General features: G+C 71.7%; 9 protein-coding genes. 6 read left to right on the forward strand and 3 right to left on the reverse strand.

Features of this window, described 5'->3' with window-relative positions; genetic code table 11:
• Nucleotides 1-173 precede the first annotated feature (173 nt).
• A complete protein-coding gene (locus tag ACIBEC_RS38150) occupies nucleotides 174-650 on the forward strand; it encodes a very short patch repair endonuclease (RefSeq protein ID WP_360509775.1) in 477 nt (158 codons plus the stop codon).
• 11 nt (nucleotides 651-661) lie between these two features.
• The gene (locus ACIBEC_RS38155) at nucleotides 662-1,996 is read left to right on the forward strand and encodes a DNA cytosine methyltransferase (RefSeq protein ID WP_360509773.1); all 1,335 of its coding nucleotides are present in this window, start codon (nucleotides 662-664) and stop codon (nucleotides 1,994-1,996) included.
• Here ACIBEC_RS38155 and ACIBEC_RS38160 read toward each other — a convergent pair.
• The 3 genes from ACIBEC_RS38160 to ACIBEC_RS38170 are packed head-to-tail and all read right to left on the reverse strand — an operon-like array spanning nucleotide 1,921 to nucleotide 5,977.
• Complete coding sequence (locus ACIBEC_RS38160; RefSeq protein WP_360509771.1) at nucleotides 1,921-2,835, reverse strand: DUF6339 family protein; 915 nt, start codon at nucleotides 2,833-2,835, stop codon at nucleotides 1,921-1,923. The genes ACIBEC_RS38155 and ACIBEC_RS38160 overlap by 76 nt on opposite strands.
• Nucleotides 2,832-3,836 carry a hypothetical protein gene (locus ACIBEC_RS38165; RefSeq protein WP_360509769.1) on the reverse strand — a complete coding sequence of 335 codons (1,005 nt, stop codon included), beginning with the start codon at nucleotides 3,834-3,836 and terminating at the stop codon, nucleotides 2,832-2,834. Before ACIBEC_RS38165 ends, ACIBEC_RS38160 begins: the two co-directional genes overlap by 4 nt.
• Complete coding sequence (locus ACIBEC_RS38170; protein WP_360509767.1) at nucleotides 3,833-5,977, reverse strand: helix-turn-helix transcriptional regulator; 2,145 nt, start codon at nucleotides 5,975-5,977, stop codon at nucleotides 3,833-3,835. The genes ACIBEC_RS38165 and ACIBEC_RS38170 overlap by 4 nt, the downstream gene beginning before the upstream one ends.
• A 574-nt stretch (nucleotides 5,978-6,551) precedes the next feature.
• Between ACIBEC_RS38170 and ACIBEC_RS38175 the strand changes: the two genes are divergently transcribed.
• The 4 genes from ACIBEC_RS38175 to ACIBEC_RS38190 are packed head-to-tail and all read left to right on the forward strand — an operon-like array spanning nucleotide 6,552 to nucleotide 18,359.
• Nucleotides 6,552-11,318, forward strand: a complete 4,767-nt coding sequence (locus ACIBEC_RS38175) for a DEAD/DEAH box helicase family protein (protein ID WP_360509766.1) — start codon at nucleotides 6,552-6,554, stop codon at nucleotides 11,316-11,318.
• Nucleotides 11,315-13,231 (forward strand): UvrD-helicase domain-containing protein, encoded by a 1,917-nt coding sequence (locus ACIBEC_RS38180; RefSeq protein WP_360509764.1) that lies wholly within the window; start codon nucleotides 11,315-11,317, stop codon nucleotides 13,229-13,231. Before ACIBEC_RS38175 ends, ACIBEC_RS38180 begins: the two co-directional genes overlap by 4 nt.
• Nucleotides 13,228-16,497: a helicase-related protein gene (locus ACIBEC_RS38185; protein WP_360509762.1), complete on the forward strand. Its 3,270-nt coding sequence runs from the start codon at nucleotides 13,228-13,230 to the stop codon at nucleotides 16,495-16,497. Before ACIBEC_RS38180 ends, ACIBEC_RS38185 begins: the two co-directional genes overlap by 4 nt.
• Nucleotides 16,494-18,359 (forward strand): DUF1998 domain-containing protein, encoded by a 1,866-nt coding sequence (locus tag ACIBEC_RS38190; RefSeq protein WP_360509760.1) that lies wholly within the window; start codon nucleotides 16,494-16,496, stop codon nucleotides 18,357-18,359. Before ACIBEC_RS38185 ends, ACIBEC_RS38190 begins: the two co-directional genes overlap by 4 nt.
• Nucleotides 18,360-18,544: the final 185 nt, after the last annotated feature.

Below are 18,544 nucleotides of genomic sequence, written 5' to 3' on the forward strand. Positions count from 1 at the left end.
CCCCACACGCCACGGGGGCGTAGGGCATCGCCCCCCCCCCCCCCCCCCCCCCCCCCCGCGCCCCGGCCCCCCCCCCCGGCCCCCCCCCGGGGGCCCCGCCCACGGCGGCGTGCCCGGAAGCGTGCTCGGCGACCCGCCGGGCCCCTGTCGGACCTCGGCGCCAGAATGGGGTCATGTCCTCCCTGGAGACCACTCCGAAGATCCGCGCCCGGATGAGCAAGCAGCGCAGTCACGACACGGGCATCGAGGTCACCCTCCGCCGAATCCTGCATGCGGCCGGATTCCGCTACCGCGTCCACCGCAAGCCGCTCAAGGGCGTGCGCCGTGAGGCCGACATCCTCTTCGGCCCGGCGCGCATCGCGGTCTTCGTCGACGGCTGTTTCTGGCACGGCTGCCCCGAGCACGCGACGTGGCCCAAGAGCAACGCCGAGTTCTGGCGGGAGAAGATCGAGAAGAACATCGCCCGGGACCGGGACACCGACGCCCGCCTGGCCGAGGCAGGCTGGCTGTCGGTTCGGGTCTGGGAGCACGAGAGTGCCGCCGAGGCCGCCGAGCGGATCGCCGTCCTGGTCCACGAGCGGCGGCCGAGGCGCGGGCGGAGCGTGACGGAAGCGTCGACCGAGTACGTCGAACCCCCCGTCGCCGGCTAGACTCTGGCCACATGACCAGCTCGGGCACAGCCGCTTCATTCCTCGCGAAACCGCACATTCTGGACCTTTTCGCCGGTCCGGGTGGTCTTGACGTGGCCGCGAAGATGCTCGACGTGCCCTCGCTCGGGATCGAGTGGGACAAGGACGCCTGTGAGACGCGCTACGCGGCCGGGCTCAGGACGTGGCACGCGGACGTCAGCGAGGTCCGCCGGGAACGGTTCCAGAAGCTCGACGCGGACCTGAACGTGCTGGCGGGCGGTCCGCCCTGCCAGACGTACTCGGTGGCCGGCAGCGGCGCGGGGCGCAAGGCCCTGGAGAAGGTCAAGGAACTCATCCACCATTTGGTGGACGGGGCCGGCGAGAAGGAAATCGACGAGCGGTTGAAGGAGATGGGCGGCGACTCCCGGACCGCCCTGGTCCTGGAACCGCTTCGGTACGCGATCAAGGCCCTCGGCTGCCCCAACCGAAACGGGCGCCCGTTCGACGTGATCGTCCTGGAGCAGGTCCCCGCGGTCAAGGCGCTCTGGGACGTCTACAAGGACGCCTTGGAGAGGGGGCTGCCCCGGGAGGACGGGACGAGGGTCCGGTACAACGTCGCCGAGGTCAAGACCCTGCACACCGAGGCATACGGAGTCCCGCAGACCCGCCGCCGCACGATCCTGATCGCGCGGCTCGCCGAGCACGAGGCTCCTGCTCTTCCCTCTCCCACCCATCACGTCTTCAACCCGCGCAAGCCGGAGCAGGGTGGCCCCGACGACGCCCAGACCACGCTGCCGGTGGACGGGACCGTGACACCGCTCAGGCCCTGGGTCGCGATGGGGGAAGTGCTCACGAATCGAAAGCCCCCCTTCGAGATCGTCTCGAACTACGGCAGTGGCGGCGACCCGAAGAATCGCGGCATCCGGACGCACAAGCAGCCGTCGTTCACCGTCACCGGGAAGGTCTCGCGCAACGCCGTCCGGCGACACCCGAACGGCAGCGCTCTCGACCCCGACCGCCTGACCATCGCCGAGGCCGGCATCCTCCAGACCTTCCCGCCCGACTATCCCTGGGACGGCGGCGACCAGTCGCAGCAAGTCGGCAATGCCGTGCCCCCACTGTTCGGTATGCACGTCCTTGCGGCGGCGCTGGGCATGCCGCTCCCGCCGGAGGAGTCCCTGCGGGAGAGCTGGGGCCGGCTCGACACGGCCGAGAAGGAGTACTCGGACCTCCGCATGGAAGGGTGTGAGGCTCCGGACCGCTGCGGCACCAACTGCCCGAAGCCCGGGGGTCAGGACTCCTCCTCGACCTCCTCGGACTCGGCCCGCCCGCGGACCAGTGCGTCCGCGAAGAGGTCGGCGAAGTAGTCCGCCAGCAGGCTCACGGACAACTCCGGCGCGGGTTCCTCGTCCGGCCCCGTCGGGAGCACGTTCCGTGACACCTGGCGGGCGGTCTCGGCCTCGTCGATCCAGTCACGCAGCGGACGGGGGTCACGCTCGGGGTGGTCGGGACCGATCACGTCGTACATCAGCGTCGCGGCGGAGACGTTGACGGCCCCGGCCAGAGCGTTGAGCTCACGGCCGGTGGCGGCCGTACCCTTCGCGATCAGCCGGACGATCGCCTGGGCGGTGGGCCGGTGGTTGATCACGGACATCCGGAGCGCTGTGTTGAGGATGTCCTGGATGCCGCAGGCCGTGACCACCGGGCCGTAGTCCGCGCCGTCACGGAAGAGTTCGGCCGCCCACCAGAGCCGGGCGAAGGCCTGCTTGTGGTACTGCCCCCGGAAGCGATCGGCCGCCACCTTGGCCGCCTTGCCGTCCTTGCCGTCCTTGGGTTCCGACAGGTGCCGCCAGACCACGTAGTCCGGGGCGACCCCGAGCGCGAGGTAGTTCCAGAAGCCGGGGTCGGCCGCCTCGCGGCGGGTCAGCCGCAGCGCCGCGTGGAGGCGGGGTGCGAGCCAGGCATCGGCCTGGGTGGCTTTGAAGCCGTTGTTCCGGCAGTAGGCCATGGCGTCCTCGGCCAAGTCGCGGACGGGCAACAGTTCGCCGCGCCGGTCGCCGTGCGGGAGCGGCTCGGTGACCTGATTGAGCTTGATGCTCGGCACGTCCTCGCGACCGGTGAGCAGTCCCTCGGTGACGAATTCCGCCGCCTCGGCGTTCGGCAGCAGGGCGAGGCGTTCCGGGAGGTGGCTGGGCCGGTCGGTCATGCGTCGTCCCCCTGAGTGAGGCGTTCCAGGTCGCGGATGGTGGTGGAGAGCGTCCGGGGGACGCCCGCGCGCCGGGAGGCGGCGAAGTGGATCCGGGACTGGAGCTCCCCCCACCCGGTGGCGGAAGCCCCGGTGCGCGCGGCATGGACCTCACGCAGGGCGTGCTCCGGCTCGCGGTCGGGGTACATGTCGGGGAGCATCTCCCGGAGCACCTCACCCTGCCAGCCGTGCGGGAACACCGGGGAGCCGTCCCCCTCGACCTCGAGGTCGCCGACGGCGGAGTGGAACACGGCCGTCCAGACCTCGGAGCACATCTGGGCGAGGAGGAGTTCCCGGACGGTCTTCTCCGGCCCGGTCCCCCCGTCGGCGCCGATCAGGTCGCCGAGCCCGTCGAAGTCGGTGTTGACGCGCACGGCCGGGATCCGGCCGGTGGTGTCGACCAGCCACGGGGAGTCCTTGAAGCGCTGGAGCCGACTCGCCCCGGCGCCGAAGTTGACCATCCTGACCTCGAGTTCGCGAGCGAGCGAAGGCACGGCCTCGATGACGTCGACGAACCACTCCACGTCGGAGGTGGCGATCACCCGACCGGGCACGCCGTCGACGGTGGCCACGACGTGCACCGCGAGGGAGGCCCGGTCGAGGAGGTCGGAGCGGTACAGGTACAGCTCGGCCGTCAGGTCCCGGCGGTCCTCCGAGACCGGGAGGAACTCCACGGCCGTACGGGTGTTGGTGGCCCGCTCGGTCAGGACGGCGACGACCTTGACGTTCTGCCAGGGCCCCGAGGGCTCCAGGGCCTTGGCCGGGAGGCCGACGGAGAGCCGGAGCCGGGCCTGGGTCCAGTCGGGGCGGTCCTCGTCGGGCCCGAGGGCGACGACGCGTTCGACGGTGGAGAGGTACTTGCTCTCCACGTCCTCCCAGGGCTCGCCCTCGGCCTTGAGCTGGGCGCTGTCGACGCGCCAGGACACGTTGCCGGTGAGCCGCCGGTAGGGGTAGACCTTCACGCCTGCTCTCCCTTTCCGGTGCGGAGTTCGACGACGAGTCCGGTGAGTTGGGCCCGGACCGGGTGACGGGAGACGTCGGTGACGCCCCGGAAGACGGCCTTGCGACTGCCCGGCGCCAGTTGCAGGGCTCCGTCGACGACCTCACAACCGCTGACGGCGACGAGGTCCTTCCACGGGGCGGCCGGGCGGGGACCGGAGCGCACGTCGAACTTGGCGACCGGCGTGACCGGACGGTCCGTGTCCACCCCGGGCGACACCTTCAGGTCGACGGTGACCGACCAGGCTCCCGTCTCGTCGATCAGCGCGTCCACGTTGTCCAGTTCGGGCAGGATCGCGGAGGCCGCGGGACGCGGCTTCTTCGGCGCACCGCCCACCTTGAGCCGGCCGGCGATCTTGGCCTCTCCCCCGTTGCGGCGCTTGGCCCGGGGCATGGCCACGAGATCGCGCACGGTGCCGTTCGCCACGGTGGTCAGGGCGGCGATGCGCCGGTAGGCGGAGGGTGAGTAGGAGAGGCGCAGTTCCTCCGTCTGACCCCACTTGTCGTGCTCCGGGGGTTCGGAAGCGCGGAGGAACTCCTCGGCGGCCTCGGCGCCGGGGGCGTCCGGGCCCGCCGCTCGGCCGGTGAGGAGGATGGCTTGGAACGGGTTGGTGCCGACCGGGATGTTGGTGACCGCACTGTCCTTGACGGTCATGCGGTTGCCCCGCATGGACACCAGTCGGTTGGGACGACCGTCGGCGTCCTCGGCATTGGTGACCAGGACCACCGCCTCGTGCGGCACGCCACCGCGCACCTGACCGCCGTGAAGGGGCACGTTGAGCCGGACGGTGGCCCGGGCGACCTGGCCGGGGCCGGTGAGCCGGTCGACGGTGGTCCCCTCCAGGAAGGCTCGCAGGGCGCGAGTGCGGGAGGGCTGGGCCACGGCCGGATCCACGTGCTCCTCGGGGATCAGCACCTCGCCGTTGCGGTACGTGCGGACGGACGCCTCCAGGTACGGCTTGTGGTCGCCGCCCCCGGTCATCGCGGCCCAGAAGTTGCGGCCGAGCGCGTCGACGAGTCGGGCGTGCATGCGGTGGACGGAGTCGTCGTCCTCGGCGCTCTCGTCCTCGTCCGCGGCGCCGTTGACGGACACCAGACTGGCGACGTCGTGGGCGCCGACGATCAGGAAGGAGGTGCCGGGAGCCGCGCTCTCACGGGTGAGGTGGAGCCTCTCGACGGTCTCCTCGTCGGCCCACCAGGAACGGACCACGTCGGCGGACTCGGTGGTCGGGTCGGGCCGTCCGAACCAGGCCGGACCGGCGCACGCCCGACCGTCGACCTCGCGCCACGGAAGGTCGAGTCGGCCGATGAGGCGCCGCTCGGTGCGACCCTCGTGGGCCTCGGAGAGCGTGGAGTTGATCAGCACCAGGCCGAGTCGGCTGGTCGCCCACAGGGTGGCCTTGCCCAGGCCGTAGGAGCCGCCCGCCCCGAGGTCCCTTTTGTGGCTGTCGAGTTGACGACGGACCACGGCGGCGAAGAGCCCGTCCTCGTAGTCGCCACCGGTCAGGCCGGTGGCGTTGTAGTCGTCGACCCGCAGGAGCACCAGGCGGTCGTGCTGGTACATGTCGCGCAGTCCGGCCGCGATCGTGCGCGAAACCTTGCTCTGCTTCCCGCCGTCGGCCGTGAGCGCCTCGTAGTGCGGGCGCAGGCTCTCCCAGCCGACAGCCTCGCGGAACCGGGCGAGGGCCTCGCCGGTGAGTTCGTGCAGGGTGTAGCGGACCCGGACAGGCTCGACGGCGTCGAGGCGGGCGTCCAGGCTGTTCTGGGTGGCCTCGCGGGCGAGCACCGAGACGTCGGCCTCGAACGCGAACGCGGCGGCGTTGCCGTACTCACGGCCGCCGTCGGCGTGGGCCGGCCGGTGGTACCACTGGACGGGCAGCCCGAGTTGGGCGTCGGAGCTGCGGGTGTGGATGGTTTCCAGGTCGGTCTTGAGAAACGCGGCGATGTCCCGGATGGTCTCGTCACGGGGCACGGAACGGCCGACGATCCAGGCCGAGACAGCAGCCCGGGTCTTGCCCAACTCCAGCGCCAGATCGGTCTGACTCTTCCCTGCGTTCCTGAGCTGGCGCGCCAGCCAGGGGCCGAAGTCCTCAGCCGCCTTCACGTCCCACCTGCTTCCGCATGGCTTGTTTCACGAGGTGAGAGCCACGCTACCGCATCACTATTGACAGCGACAGCCCCTTGTCAACCACCCTTTGACACACCCCATGCCCGATGGAGAATGGTGTTCGAGGACTCTTGTCCATTTGCCCGATTCCATCCGGAACATCCGGCTCGGCGGCCTGCAGGATTTCCACCAACCCCCGTTGTGCAGAAGCCGGGAGACATGATTGACTGCACGTCAGCTTGATCCGGCGACAGCCGAGAGCACGTCAAGGCGCGCGTTCCATCCGGCCTTTCCTGAATCCTTCCCTGGATTCCCTCTGCTCATTTTCTTTTGCACCACCTCGCACCATTCTCTCGTGCACGTCCCACGAAAGCGAAAGCGCAGGTAACTCGGTGTCCCCGCAGAACTTCCCGCTCCACCGCATGCGTTCCGACGCCCGTGCCCGTCGCCCGCGCCGTGACCCGGGCCATGGTCAGCGCGTCACCGGTAGCTGTCGCTCCGTCATGGTCACTGTGTTCCACGCCCGCTGACGACATTGCCGACATCCCTCGCACCCGAAGTGGAACCACTCGTGGCCGATCCGCAGTCCCCCGTGATCCGTACCGTCGTCGCACAGTCCCTCCGCGTCCTGGAGACCTACGGTATCGACCCGGGCCTGATCCCCGAACACGCCAACGGCGAACGTCGCATCACCCAGGGCGGGTACGGCGACCGGCAGCTCTTCGAGCTCGTCCAGAACGCGGCCGACGAGCTGCGTGGCGAGCCCGGCGGCCGGATCCACGTCGTCCTCACCGGCACCCACCTGTACTGCGCCAATCAGGGCGACCCGGTGACGCCCGAGGGCGCGGAGACCATCCTGCGCATGAGCATGTCCCGCAAGCGGGGCGGACAGATCGGCCGGTTCGGCGTGGGGGTGAAGTCGGTCCTGGTGGTGACCGACGCACCCGAGTTCTTCAGCCGCGAGGGCAGCTTCGGCTTCGACCGGGCCTGGTCGTACGAGCTGATCCGGAACGTGCCCGGGGTGCGCGAGCGGCTCGGCGAGGACTTCGAGGCGCCCGTGCTGCGCATGGCCCGCGAGCTGGACATGGCGGCCGAGCGCCTCCGGGACCAGGTACTGGACGAGCTGTTGGCGTGGGCCACCACGGTGGTCCGCCTCCCGCTGCTGGCCGGCGCCGCCGACCGGCTGGGCAAGGACATGCACGGCCACCAGGGCGTGGGCGGTCACGACACCCGCGAGGAATTCCCCGCCGGCTTCCACCTGTTCTCACCGCACGTGGGCCAGGTGGTCCTGGAGGACCGCCGGCCCCGTCCGGTCGCGCGCCGGGCCCTGCTGTCGGAGCAGACCGGCAGCCTGCACACGGTCCAGGAGGAGCGGGTCGGCAAGCCACCGACCACCTCGCAGTGGCGGGTCTTCTCCCGCACCCACGAACCGACCGCCGACGCCCGACTCGACGCCGGCGAGCTGCACGACCGGCTGTCCGTCGACGTGGCCTGGGCCGTTCCGGCCTACCGCACGGACGAGCGCACCGGCCTGCTCGGCGCCGCCGAGGCCCGGGGTCGCGGCCGGTTCTGGTCCTTCTTCCCGACCAAGTACGAGATGACCCTCAGCGGCATCCTGAACGGGGCCTGGAAGACCAACGAGGACCGTCAGAACCTGCTGGACTCCTCCCCGTTCAACGTCGAGATGATCCAGGTCGCGGCGCGCCTGGTGGTCGAGTCGCTGCCCGAGCTCGCCCCGGCGGAGGATCCCGCGGCGTACCTCCCGCTGCTGCCCGGCCGCTCCAAGGGCGTGGAGACGATCAGTTGGGCCGACCGGCTGCTCACCGAGCAGATCTGGGCCGCCACCGTGGTGTGTCCGTCGCTGCCGGACCAGGACGGTGTCCTGCGCACGCCCGGTGAGCTGCACGTCCACCCGGATCTGGGGAAGGACAGCACCGCGGTCAACCGCTGGCTGCGGGCCTGGCACAGGTACGCCGGTCGCCCCCGTGCCTGGGTGCACCCCTCGGTCGAGGCCACCGACCTGCGCGCGGGCAAGGTCCAGCACATCCTGGGCGCCGCCGGGCGGCAACGGGCCTCGGTCGTCGCGTGGTTGGAGGCGCTGGTCTCCGACGGCTCCGCGGAGGCTTCGGCGGCCGCCATCCGGATCGTCGCCGACATGATCGATTCGAACGCCTCCTGCGCCGGCGAGGCCCGGAAGGCCCGGATCGTGCTCACCGAGGAGCACGGGCTGGTCGCCCCGCTGGGCAGCGTGGTGTACCGACGCGCCGAGGAGGACGGCCTGCGGGAGTCGCTGGTCTACGTCGACCGCGCACTGTCCGACGACCCGTCGCTCTCCTCCGCCCTCACCGCCCTCGGCATCCAGGAAGCCGACGTCCGGGGGCGCTTCGTGAGCGTCCTCGACCAGGGCTTCGACGCGTACGGCACGCAGGAGTGGACCCGGTTCTGGGAGCTGTTCCACCGGGCGGGTGCCTCGGTGGTGGGCCATGAGGTGACCGCGCGGGTGCCGGCTCCGGCGGACACCCTGATGGTGCGGACGGCGGACGGCCACTTCCACCTCATGCGCGACTGCATGGTGCCCGGTGTCGTCGTCACCGCGGAGAGCGACCCCGAGATCGCGGTGGACATGCGGTTCCACTCCGACGACGCGGGATTCTTCCGAGAGCTGGGCCTGCGGGACCGTCCGACCTCGGGTCACAAGCCCGAGACGGAGCCCTGGTTCGACGAGTACCGGGAAGCCCGACACGCGGCGTACTGCCGCACGCTCGACGACCGGGCGAGCCGACCGACCCTCGCCAAGACCAGGATCGACGGTTCTCCCGTCGGTGGCCCGCTGCACCTGCTGCCCCGGCTTTCGGAGGAGGCGCGCGCGGCCTTCCTCCGGGCGCTGCCCGAGGACGCCCTGATCGTGCACTGGACGCTGCAGATCGGAGCCCAGGCCAACACGCAGCGGCCGGTGCCGTCCCCGATCCGCTGGATGCTCGCCCGACACGGGCGGGTCGAGACCTCGCAGGGCCTCAAGCCCCTCAAGGAGGCCGTGGGACCGCAGCTCGACGCGTACCGTGACGTGCTCCCGGTGGCGTCGATCAGTACGGAGAAGGCCCGGAAGCTGGGGCTCGCCGGCAGCGTCGAGAAGGTCCGCCCACAGCAGTGGGAGCAGCTCCTGGAGAAGCTGCAGGAGAGCGAGGACGACGGGTTCGTCGGTTCCACCTACGCCCTGCTGACCCGATTGGAGATCGACTTCCCCGAGGGTTCGCTGACCCGCTGCCGGGTCGGCGACGCCTGGGACACCCGGGAGGACGGCGAGATCGCCGTCGCCGCGAGCCAGGAGGAGTACCGCTCCCTGCAGGCCGAGCGGGTGCCCGCGCTGCTGATGCCGGACCAGGGGTCCGCCGACCTCATGGTCGAGCGGTGGGGCATGCTGCGCCACGACGACGTCGTCAGCCGGGAGACCCGGCACGAGTCGACCGTGGAGCCGGTCCCGCTGGTCGAGGAGTTCCCGACGCTGCGCCAGACGATGGGCGGCTCGGTCGGCACGTACTCCGTGCTGCGCTGCTCCACGCTGGAGGAGGTCGTCCGCACCCCGCACGGCGCACGGGCGAAGTCCCTGGAGAGCGCCCGCCAGGGCAATGTGATCAAGGTCCTGGAGTCGCTGGACCGGCTCGGCACGCTTCGGGCCGTGGACCGTGAACTCGGCCTGCGGATGGGAGAGGCCGGCTGCCGGGCGGTCCTGGACGCCCAGGACCGTCAGGAGCAGGACGAGAAGGCGCGGTCCGCGCGGAAGGCGATCCGCGAGGCCTCGGACGTGACGGCCAAGCTGGAGCTGCTGATCGGCGCGGAGGCCCTGCGCGACCGGCTCCCCGCCGGGCTGATGGACGCCGAACGTCAGGAACTGGACGGCCAGGAGCCCACCGGCCTTCGGATCGCCCAGATGGCGTTCAACGCGCACGGCGACACCGTGCTCAAGACCCACGCCCGTGACATCCAGGAGCGCTTCCCGAACGCCCCGTCGTCCTACACCGGCGGTTCGGCGGCGGTCTCCTTCGTCGCCGAGCTCGGCCTGCCCGCGCCCTTCGCCGGCTACCGGGCCCCTGCCCTCGAACAGAGCCTGACCGTGGAAGGTCCTAGGGACTTCCCGCGGCTGCACGACTACCAGGAGCGGCTGGCCCTCAACATCTTCGAGATGTTGGACCGGCTCGCCCCGCAGCGCGCCATGCTGTCCCTGCCCACCGGCGCCGGCAAGACGCGGGTCACCGCCGAGGCCGTCATCCGCTGGGTCAAGCAGACCGGTGCGCTCAGGGGTCCGATCCTGTGGATCGCCCAGACCGAGGAGCTGTGCGAGCAGGCCGTGCAGAGCTGGCAGTTCGTCTGGAGCAAGGCGGGCGCGCAGGAGCGACTGACGATCAACCGGCTGTGGACTTCGAACGAGGCGGCCCCGGTCACCGACGGGCCGCAACTCGTCGTGGCCACCGACGCGAAGCTCCGAGTGTGTCTGGACACCGACCGGTACGACTGGCTGCGGGAGGCCGCGCTGGTCGTCGTGGACGAGGCGCACATGGCGACCAGCCCGAGCTACACCGAGATCCTGAATCTGCTCGGCCTGACCCAACACCGGACCGAGCGGCACCTGCTCGGCCTCACCGCCACCCCGTTCCGCGGCCACAACGAGGAGGAGACCCGCCGTCTGGTCAACAGGTTCGGCGCACGCCGTCTGGACGAGGGCGTCTTCCCCTCCGGGGACGCCTACGGGCACCTCCAGGAGCTGGGCGTGCTCGCCCGGGTCGAGCACCGGGAACTCACCGGCGGCACCATCGAGCTGTCCCGCCAGGAACGGGAGAGCGCCGAGCAGTTCAGCCTGCTGTCCAAGGCCGCCGAACAGCGGCTGGCCGACGACCACGACCGCAGCCGTCGCATCATCGCCGAGATCGCGGGCATGGACGGGAACTGGCCGGTGCTGGTGTTCGCCACCTCGGTGGAGCACGCCAAGTACCTGGCGGCCAGACTGATGGACCACGGGATCTCCGCGTCCTCGGTGGACTCCACCACCTCCGACAACGACCGCCGCTCCCGGATCCGGGAGTTCCGCGACGGCAGGGTGCGGGTGCTCACCAACTACGGCGTCCTCACCCAGGGCTTCGACGCCCCGGCCACCCGCGCGGTGGTCGTCGCCCGGCCCGTCTACAGCCCGAACGTGTACCAGCAGATGATCGGGCGCGGTCTGCGCGGCCCCCGCAACGGCGGCAAGGACACCTGCCTCATCCTCAACGTCCGGGACAACATCCGGAACTTCGACACCGCCCTCGCCTTCACCCGGTTCGAGCACCTCTGGAGCGCCCGGTGACCCTCTCCTCCGAGGACGGTCCCGTCCTCACGACCGAACAGCAGGCGGTGGTGGACCGGCCGTGGGACACCCGGCTCCTGGTCACCGCCGGGGCGGGCACCGGCAAGACGCACACGCTGGTGCGCCGCATGGACGCGCTCGTCGGGCACACCGACCCGGACGAGGCGCTGGAAGCCTCCGAGTTACTGGTCCTCAGCTTCTCCCGGGCCGCGGTCCGCGAGTTGCGGGACCGGATCGCCCGGCACGGTGAGCACGCGAGGCGGGTGCGGGTGCAGACCTTCGACGCCTGGGCGTACTCCTTGCTGCTGCAGACGTACCCGGACGGGGAGTGGTCGACGCGCTCCTTCGACGAGCGCATCCGGGCGGCCACCGACGCGATCGAGAAGGGCGCGCTGGAGTCCCTGGAGTCCGGCCCGCCCACGCACGTGATCATCGACGAGGTGCAGGACCTGGTGGGCGCGCGCCGGGAGATGGTGGAGTCGCTGCTCGACCGGCTCCAGGACTCCTGCGGGTTCACCCTGGTCGGCGACCCCGCCCAGGCGATCTACGACTTCCAGATCGAGGACCCGGAGGAGTACGCCGACCGTGCCGACCTCTTCCTGCGCTGGGTGCGGATCTCCTGCGCCGACGACCTGGTGGAGCTGCGGCTGACCCGGAACTTCCGGGCCGTCACTCCCGAGGCGCGCACCGCGCTCCCGCTCGGCCCCGCCGTCCAGGGCATCGGCAGCGCCCCCGAGGGCTCGGACGCGGCGGCCGAACGGCTCCACGGCGAGCTGCGCGAGCTGCTGCTCGACGTCCCCGACCTGGGCCCGCTCACCGACTCGTTCACCCTGGACTCGCTGCGGTCCTTCCCCGGCACCTGCGCGATCCTGTGCCGGGACAACCGGCAGGCCCTGGTCGTCTCGGAACTGCTGCACACCCAAGGGGTCCCACACGCCCTGCGCCGCTCGCTCCAGGACCGGCCCGTTCCGTACTGGGTCGCCGAGGTGTTGCGTCGCACCCGGGCCGCCACGCTCACCGAGGAGCGGCTGCGCGAGCTGCTCGCCGGCATCCCGCTGCCCGAGGGCACCGACCTCGACCGGGTCTGGCGGTCGCTGCGCATGGCGGCGCGCGGCACCGGCCGGGGCACCCTCGACGTGTCCCGGCTGCGGGGACTGGTGTCGGAGCGCCGGTTCCCCGACGAACTGGCCGATCCGGAACCGGCCCGGCTCGTCGTGTCCACGGTGCACCGCTCCAAGGGCCTGGAGTTCGACCGGGTGGTGCTGCCCACCCCGCCCACCGTGGCCGAGCTGCGTCGTCGCACCGATGACCTCGACGTACCCGCCGAGGCGCGCGCGCTGTACGTGGCGATGACCCGGGCCCGGGAGGACCTGTACCGGATAGCCCCGCCGGACACGGTGACGGTGCTCAGGCACAAGCCGACCGGCCGCTGGTACCGGGGGGTTCCGAACCCGAGCCACAGGTGGCGACGCGACGGTGTCGAGGTGCGGGCCGGAGACGTGGACGCCCTGGAGCCCGCCGACGCCCTGACGGACGCGCCCGGCACCCAGGCGTACCTGCTGGACCGGGTGCGGCCGGGGGACGCGGTCACGTTCCGGCTGCGCGACACCCTCCCCATGGGCCCCGAACAGAGCCCCCGGTACGCCCTGTTGCACAGGGGACGGGAGATCGGCGACGCCTCCGAGGTCTTCCGGAGCCAGCTGTACGCCGTCCTGAAGGTGGGCACGGCCTGGGTGGTCCGCTGGCCCGAGGAGATCGCCGGGCTGCGGATCGACTGCCTGGAGTCGGTGGCGGGCAGCCCCGCAGCCGGGACCAACGCGGGCCTGGGCGACCACGGGGTGTGGATCGCCCCACGCATCAACGGAATCGGACGGTTCCGGCACCCCGCCGGAACCGAGGAGGAGCAGGAATGACCATCCACGCAGGGCGGCACGCCGGGCACTACGAGGTCCGTGAGGACCTGGTGGCCCGGCTCCGCCGGGAGCTGCTGGGCCCAGACGTCGACGCCTCCGCCGAGGACCGCGTCGAGGTCCTGGACCAGGACGCGCCGATCACCCGTTACCCCGTCGGCGTGCTGTATCCCCGCCCGGCGAACGCCGAAGCCGGCGCTCGTCTCCTGGAGGACGCGGCCGAGCAGGACGGCCTGGACGAGGAACCCGTGACCGGGGCGGACGGCCTCGACGAGTCCGGAGCGGTCGCCGATCGTCCCAACTCCGGTGACCGGCGTCCGTCGAGTGTCGGGCTGACCTTCGCCGTCCTCGCCAAGTGCCAGGAGATCACGGTCTCGGCCCGCGCCGCCGTGTACGAACCCGAGGACGCCGACGGACGCAAGGTCTCGGCCCGCCGCAGCGAGGCCCGCACCACGTCCGACCAGCGGGAACGTTGGCGCCGGGTGGAGCTGGACCTGCCGGACACCACGGTCGACGTCCGGTACCCGGGCTCCGGCGCCTCGCGCGACCTGATCGACGGCACGGTCCGGCTGGAGGTCCATGTGCGCCGCCCGTCGCCGAAGACGGGCACGGTCACCGTCACCGTCACCCTGATCAATCTCCAGAAGGTGGGCGAGCGGGAACTCCAGGACGCCTTCGCGCTCTTCCAGACCGGGCTGACGGTCCGCGCCGCCGACGGGTCGAGCGCGTTCGTGGAACGCCCGGCCGCCTTGTCCGCCGTCGATCCCGAACTGGAGACAAGTCGACTGCTGCACCGACACGCCCCCACCTTCGCCGCCGGCCACGGCTGCGCGGCGGTGTGGGACTGGACCCCGTCCCCGATCGGCGTCACCGACGTGGAGCCGGCGGGCGTGGCCGAGGTGCGCACCGAGTTCGTGCCCACCCACGAGGTGCTGCTCACCGACTCCAACCCGACGATCAACGCCGAGGCCCTCACCATGCTCGGCCTCGCCGAGGGCGGCGACGCCGAGGTGATCGCCGCCCTGGAGGGGCTGGCCGCCGGCTACGAACGGTGGATCGAGCGGAAGCAGGACGAGGCCGCCGCGCTCGCCGGCACCCCGTACGAGAAGGCCGCGGCCGACCAGGTCCACGCGTGCGGCGAAGCCCTGGAGCGGATCCGGGAGGGTATCGCCCTGCTGCGCGACAAGCCCGACCTGATGCGCGCGTTCCGGCTGGCCAACCGGGCGATGGCGACCCAACGCGCCCGGGCCGCCTGGGTCAAGAACGGCCGGATCGGCGAGCCCGACCCGGCCTCCGCACGCTGGCGCCCGTTCCAGATCGCCTTCGTCCTGCTGTGCCTGGCCGGGGTGGACGACCCGGAGCACCCCGACCGGGGCGTGTCCGACCTGCTGTGGTTCCCCACCGGTGGTGGCAAGACCGAGGCGTATCTGGGTCTGATCGCCCTGACCACCTTCCTGCGCCGGATGCGGCTCGGCGCTGCGGGCGGCGGGGTCACCGTCCTGATGCGGTACACCCTGCGCCTCCTCACCCTGCAGCAGTTCGAGCGTGCCGCGATCCTGATCTGTGCCATGGAGCGGATGCGTCTGGAGAACCCCGAGGAGCTGGGCCACGAGGAGATCTCCATCGGCATGTGGGTGGGCCGGTCCGCCACGCCGAACACCCTGGACGTGGCTTCCCGGCAGCTCGCCGCCGCCCGCTCCGGCCGGGTTCTCCAGACGGAGAACCCCGTCCAGCTGCACGCCTGCCCGTGGTGCGGCACCGCCCTCGATGCCCACCACTACACGGTGGACGAGGAGGCCGACCGGATGGACGTGCGCTGTCCCGGCACGGACTGCGCGTTCTCCGACGGGCTGCCTGTGCACCTGGTCGACCAGGCCGTGTACGCGGCCCGGCCCACCCTGGTGATCGCCACCGTCGACAAGTTCGCCTCGATGCCGTGGCGCGAGAGGACCGCAGCCCTCTTCAACCGGGACCGCCAGGACGACACCCCGCCCCCGGAGTTGATCGTCCAGGACGAGCTGCACCTGATCTCCGGACCGCTGGGCACCCTGACCGGCCTGTACGAGACGGCCGTCGACGTGCTCGCCGACCGCCCCAAGGTGATCGCCTCCACCGCGACCATCCGCCGGGCCGCCGACCAGGGCAGGGCGCTGTTCTCCCGCGAGGTGCGGCAGTTCCCGCCCGCGGGTCTGGACGCCCGCGATTCCTGGTTCGCCGTGGAGACCCCCGCGAGCGACAAGGCGTCCCGCCGCTACGTCGGCCTGCTCGCCCCGGGCACCAGCCAGTCCACCCTGCTGATCCGCACCTACGCCACACTGCTCCACCAGGCGATGCGGTCCGACACCACGGAGCGGGTGCGCGACGCGTACTGGACACTGGTCGGCTACTTCAACAGCCTGCGTCTGCTGTCCGCCGCCGAACTCCAGGTCCACGACGACGTCGTGGCCTACCTGGACCACCTCGCCGAGCGCGACGCGTGCGAGCCGCGCTCCGTCGGCAACCACTCCGAGCTGACCAGCCGGGTCGACGCCAGCGACATCCCGGCCCGCCTGAAGCAGATCGAGCGCAGGCTGACGGACGGTGACGCGGCGGACGTGGTGGACGTGCTCCTCGCCACGAACATGATCGCCGTCGGTGTGGACGTGGACCGTCTCGGCCTGATGGCCGTGATGGGCCAACCGCAGACCACCGCCGAATACATCCAGGCCACCAGCCGGGTGGGCCGCGCCCACCCCGGCCTGGTCGCGGTGATGCTCAACGCGGGCCGCTCCCGGGACCGTTCGCACTACGAGAACTTCCAACACTTCCACTCCGCGCTCTACCGCGAGGTCGAGTCCACCTCGGTGACGCCGTTCTCGGCCCGCGCCCGCGAACGCGGCCTGCACGCGGTGATCGTCGCTCTGGCGCGCATCGTGATTCCCGCGGCCCGCCGGGACGAGGACGCGGGGAGGATCCACCTCTTCCGGGACGAGCTGCGGGAGACGATCCTCCCGCTGATCCTCGAACGGGTCGCGAGCGTCTCCCCGAAGGAGACCGCCGCCAAGGAGGTCGCCCACGTCGCCGCGGCCTTCCACGAGTTCGTGGACTGGTGGTACGACGAAGCCGAAGCGCACGGCGGTCTGTACTACGAACCGAAGCGCGGGCGCTCCGTCCCCTCGCTGCTCAAGCCCTACAACGACGCCCTGGAGGACGTCGAGGCGTGGGAGACCCTGTGGTCCCTGCGCGACGTCGACGCCGAGTCCGCCCTGTTCATGGAGGCATCCCGATGACCCCGCCCCCGTCCCGTCGCCGGCGCGGCGCCGCCGGTTCCGCCGCACCGGCCCGCAACCTGCCCCGCCGCGGTGCGGTCCGTCGAGCCCAGGCCATCACCACCTACGGCGTGGGGTCGCTGATCGCCGTCGACCAGGAGTCCTTCATCGTCGCGGGCATCGACGGCGCGGCGGAGCAGTGGCCCCGCGACGAGGCCCCGGTGATCCGCGAGCCGCGCCTCGCCCGGGTGCTGGGTGTGCGGCACTTCCGTCTCCCGCCCGCCTCCGGCGACGACAGTCGGGACGGCATCCGGGTGCGCCGCTTCCCGCTCTGGCACCACTGCCCCGAGTGCCACGCACTGGACCACGTCGGGAAGTTCAACCCTCCGCCCGGACGCAACGAGTGTGGCGAGTGCGCCGAGCCGCTGGTGCCCTCCCGCTTCGTGGTCGCCTGCGAGGACGGGCACATCTCCGACTTCCCGTACCGGGACTGGCTGCACCGACGGCGGCGCGGGGAGGGCACGGCCGTCCCGTGTGACGGCCGGATGAGCCTTCGATCGTCGGGCCGCACCTCCTCGCTCCGCTCGGTGGTGCTCTCCTGTTCCTGCGGAGTGCCCGAGGTGTCCATGGAGGGCTCCTTCCGAGCCGGCGCCCTCAAGGAGCTGAACATCGGCTGCAGGGGCGAGCGTCCCTGGCTGAAGGACGCCCCCGGACTGTCCTGCTCCCTGACACCCCGTACCCTCCAGCGCGGTTCCTCCTCCGTCTGGCAGCCGGTGCTCCGCTCGGCCCTGTCCATCCCACCGTGGAGCGACACCCGGGTGAACGCCCTGGACAAGCACTGGGACAAGCTCCGCGGCTGCACGAGCCTCGTCGAGATGGAGATCCATCTGAAGCACATCTTCGACGGGGTTCCCTCCCCGGTGAGCCCCCAGGAGGCGTTGGACCTGGTCGCCGCGCTGGAGGCCGAGGACCCCTCCGGAGAGGACACGCCCGACCGCAACCAGGAGCAGCGCTACCGGGCCCTGCGCGACCTGGAGTACCAGCGCCTGTGCGCCGGCAACCCGGAGGAATCCGGCCACCACACCGAGCAGTTCGTCTGCGTGCCGCCGATCGGCGACGGGAAACCCCTGACCGACCTGGGCCTGGCCACTCCGATGCTGGTGAAGAAGCTCCGGGAGGTCCGCGCCCTCAAAGCCTTCACCCGGGTCATCGATCCGGAGACCTCCTCCGAGGGCCACGAGGCGCAGCTGTCCCTCACCCCCACCGACTGGCTTCCTGCCATGGAGGTGCACGGCGAGGGGGTGTTCCTCCGGTTCGACGAGGAGAGGATCGACGCCTGGGCCGAACTGCCCGCCGTCGCGGCCCGCGTGGCGCGCATGCGGCGCCGCCACCAGCAGGTCCTCACCGAGCGGGCCTCCGACCCGGCTCGGGTCCCGATCTCCCCTGCCGACCCGCGCATGGCTCTGCTGCACACCTTCGCGCACGTGATGATCGACGAGTGGAGTCTGGACTCGGGCTACCCTGCCGCGTCACTGCGCGAACGGATCTACTCGGGCGACGAGATGGCCGGGGTGCTGATCTACACGGCCACCAGCGACTCGGCCGGGAGCCTCGGCGGGCTGGTCGCCCAAGGCGAGATCGACCGGCTCGCCCAGGCCGTGCGCTCGGCCGTCCAGCGTGCCGAGTGGTGCTCCGCCGACCCGCTCTGCATCGAGACCGAGATCTCCGGCGCGGGTGGCACCAATCTGGCCGCCTGCCACGCCTGCGTGATGCTCCCGGAGACCAGTTGCGAGCACAACAACGGCCTGCTCGACCGGGCCCTGCTCGTCGGTACCCCGGAGGACCCGTCGATCGGCTTCCTCTCGCACCTGCTCACCCGCTGAGCACCGGGCGGTGGGCCCCCGGGGGGCGGCCCCCCCGGGGGGCCGCCCCCCCCCGGGCCCCCCCGGCGCCCCCCCCCCCCCCCCCCGGGGCCCCCCCCCCCCCCCGCGCGGGGGGCCCCCCCGCCCCCCGGGGGGGGCCCCCCCCCCGCCCCCCCCCCCCCGCGGGGGGGGGGGGGGGGGCCCGG

It is taken from the genome of Kitasatospora sp. NPDC051164 (genome assembly GCF_044455625.1).
Taxonomy (GTDB): domain Bacteria; phylum Actinomycetota; class Actinomycetes; order Streptomycetales; family Streptomycetaceae; genus Kitasatospora.

Bases quoted from the DNA above. Each gene is read 5' to 3' on its own strand.
- ACIBEC_RS38150 (WP_360509775.1), top strand. From the start codon at position 174: ATGTCCTCCCTGGAGACCACTCCGAAGATCCGCGCCCGGATGAGCAAG.
- ACIBEC_RS38155 (WP_360509773.1), top strand. From the start codon at position 662: ATGACCAGCTCGGGCACAGCCGCTTCATTCCTCGCGAAACCGCACATT.
- ACIBEC_RS38160 (WP_360509771.1), bottom strand. From the start codon at position 2,835: ATGACCGACCGGCCCAGCCACCTCCCGGAACGCCTCGCCCTGCTGCCG.
- ACIBEC_RS38185 (WP_360509762.1), top strand. From the start codon at position 13,228: ATGACCATCCACGCAGGGCGGCACGCCGGGCACTACGAGGTCCGTGAG.
- ACIBEC_RS38190 (WP_360509760.1), top strand. From the start codon at position 16,494: ATGACCCCGCCCCCGTCCCGTCGCCGGCGCGGCGCCGCCGGTTCCGCC.